We start from the raw sequence: 2,144 nt of genomic DNA on the forward strand, positions 1-2,144 counted from the left end.
TCCAATCTGGCCAATCAGCTGAAAGAGCAGAATGCTTTGGATCGTATCCGTGAAGTATTTGCCGAGATCCCAAGAGTCCGTGAAGATCTGGGCTTTCCACCATTGGTCACGCCAACCTCACAGATTGTCGGTACTCAGGCGGTTTATAACGTATTAAGTGGTGAGCGTTATAAAACCATCACTAATGAAGTGAAACGTTATTTACTGGGTGGCTATGGCCAGCCACCGGCACCGATTAATGCCGAATTACAACGCAAAGCCATTGGCAATGAAACCGTGATGGAATCACGTCCAGCCGATTCCATTGCCCCTGAAATGGATAAATTACGTGCCAAGGTAGGGGATTTGGCAACCTGCGAAGAAGATGTATTAACGTTTGCCATGTTCCCCGATATCGGCCGTGAATTCCTGCAGCAACGCCTGGATGGAACGTTGCAACCAGAGCCTTTGATTCCTGAGAGTAAAGGTAAAGCACCAGGCACGGTATCAACCGAGTTTAAAGTCGATGTGCATGGTGAAACATATGATGTTGCCATTACCGGTGTCGGCGACGTTGGTGGCGGCAAACGCAAAATGTATGTGTCAGTCGATGGTATGCCCGAAGAAGTCGTATTTGAAACCATCAGCGAATTTGTTTCTGGTGGTGCTCAGCAAGGCCGCAAAAAAGCCAGCGATCCTGGTCATGTCACCACACCATTACCAGGTAATGTGGTTGAAGTCCTTGTCAATGTTGGCGACAAAGTGAACTCCGGACAATCGACGATGATTATCGAAGCCATGAAAATGGAATCCGAGTTGCTGGCTAATATCGATGGGGAAGTCAAAGCGATCCATGTCACTAAAGGGGATCGGGTGACACCTGGAGAGGTGCTGATCGAAATTGGTTAACACTTTTTCTTTGGCTGGCTTAAAGCAAGGTTTAATCCTTAGCGATTGTGACGGCGTATTACTATCTAAGTAGTACTTAGTCCTGTGTATTAACTTATTAGATGTTCTGGCGCTAGACTCGATGATACAGATAAGTATTGTGGAGTCGCATAATGACACTGACGGCTGAGCGTAGAAAACCCTCAATATACGATAATTTGGGGGGAGCTGAGGGTATTGAAAAGCTAGTTAATACCTTTTGTGATGTATTGGAAACAACAGAAGTCGGACGGCCGATTCATCTGCTGCATTTACGCGGTCATGGTATGGCACACGCCCGTATGGAACAGTTCAATTTTTTCTCGGGTATGTTTGGCGGGCCGAAGCTTTATGCTGAGAAGTGGGGGCATTCCAATGTGCGACAAATCCATGAGCATGTTGAAATCACCGAAGCACACAAGGATGCCTGGTTAGCTTCCATGCAACTGGCTATCGAAAAACTGAATTACGACCCCGAGATGAAACAACTTCTAATGGAAAACTTTGAGCGCATGGCCGGTTTATTGGTCAAGCACTAGGTGGGACTAAACAACTAGGGGCTGTTGCCCCTTAAATCTGGTTAATCCTGCTCATGCTCCATAGCATCCAAACTGTCGTAATAAATGATCGCCAGATAGCGGATAGGCATTTTTAACTTGGCTTCAGGACGATGTGGTTGTTCAGCATTGAATGTCAGTGAATCGCCTGGATTCAGAATATAGCGTTCATCACCGACAGTGTATTCAAGCCTTCCTTCCAGCATGAAGATAAATTCGACACCAGAGTGTTCAAATGGGGCAAATACTTCGCTTTCTTCTTCCAGTGAAATTAAAAAAGGCTCAAATAACTTTTTTGGCCCCTGATCGTAGGCGAGCAAATGATAGGTGTGGCCGGATTTAGTGCCACGTCTGACCACTTCCATCCCTTCACCATTTTTAACATATTGCGCACCACCTCTGGGGGTATCGTAATCATGAAACAGTTTGGACAGCGTAACGCCTAGCGCATTCGCTAAATGTTCCAGTTTTTCCAGGCTCGGTGACGTTAAGCCATTTTCAATTTTACTAAGCATCCCCCGACTCAGGCTGGCCCGTTTGGCAACTTCGGCAATAGTCAGTCCGTTATCAAGACGAATATGGCGCAGCGTGTTGCCAAGGTGTTTGTCCAGGGATTTGATAGTGGTTTCGATTCCATTCATCTCTTGTTTATCGCTCACGCCGTTTAAATCTCCTTGCCTG

Annotated in this window: 3 protein-coding genes; 2 read left to right on the forward strand and 1 reads right to left on the reverse strand. The window is 46.4% G+C overall.

Annotated elements, in window-relative coordinates:
• Both B3182_RS14875 and B3182_RS14880 read left to right on the forward strand, forming a co-directional pair.
• Nucleotides 1–888: biotin/lipoyl-containing protein (locus B3182_RS14875; protein ID WP_292753356.1), on the forward strand; the 888-nt coding region annotated here is incomplete at its 5' end.
• A gap of 152 nt (nucleotides 889–1,040) precedes the next feature.
• Nucleotides 1,041–1,445, forward strand: a complete 405-nt coding sequence (locus B3182_RS14880; RefSeq protein WP_292355639.1) for a group II truncated hemoglobin — start codon at nucleotides 1,041–1,043, stop codon at nucleotides 1,443–1,445.
• Between the two features lie 41 nt (nucleotides 1,446–1,486).
• Here the strand turns inward: B3182_RS14880 and B3182_RS14885 are convergent, their stop codons facing one another.
• On the reverse strand, nucleotides 1,487–2,104 hold the full coding sequence (locus tag B3182_RS14885; protein ID WP_292753381.1) for a helix-turn-helix domain-containing protein: 618 nt from the start codon (nucleotides 2,102–2,104) through the stop codon (nucleotides 1,487–1,489).
• Nucleotides 2,105–2,144: the final 40 nt, after the last annotated feature.

Source organism: Methylophaga sp. UBA4204, from assembly GCF_002379485.1.
In the GTDB taxonomy this organism is placed as follows: domain Bacteria; phylum Pseudomonadota; class Gammaproteobacteria; order Nitrosococcales; family Methylophagaceae; genus Methylophaga.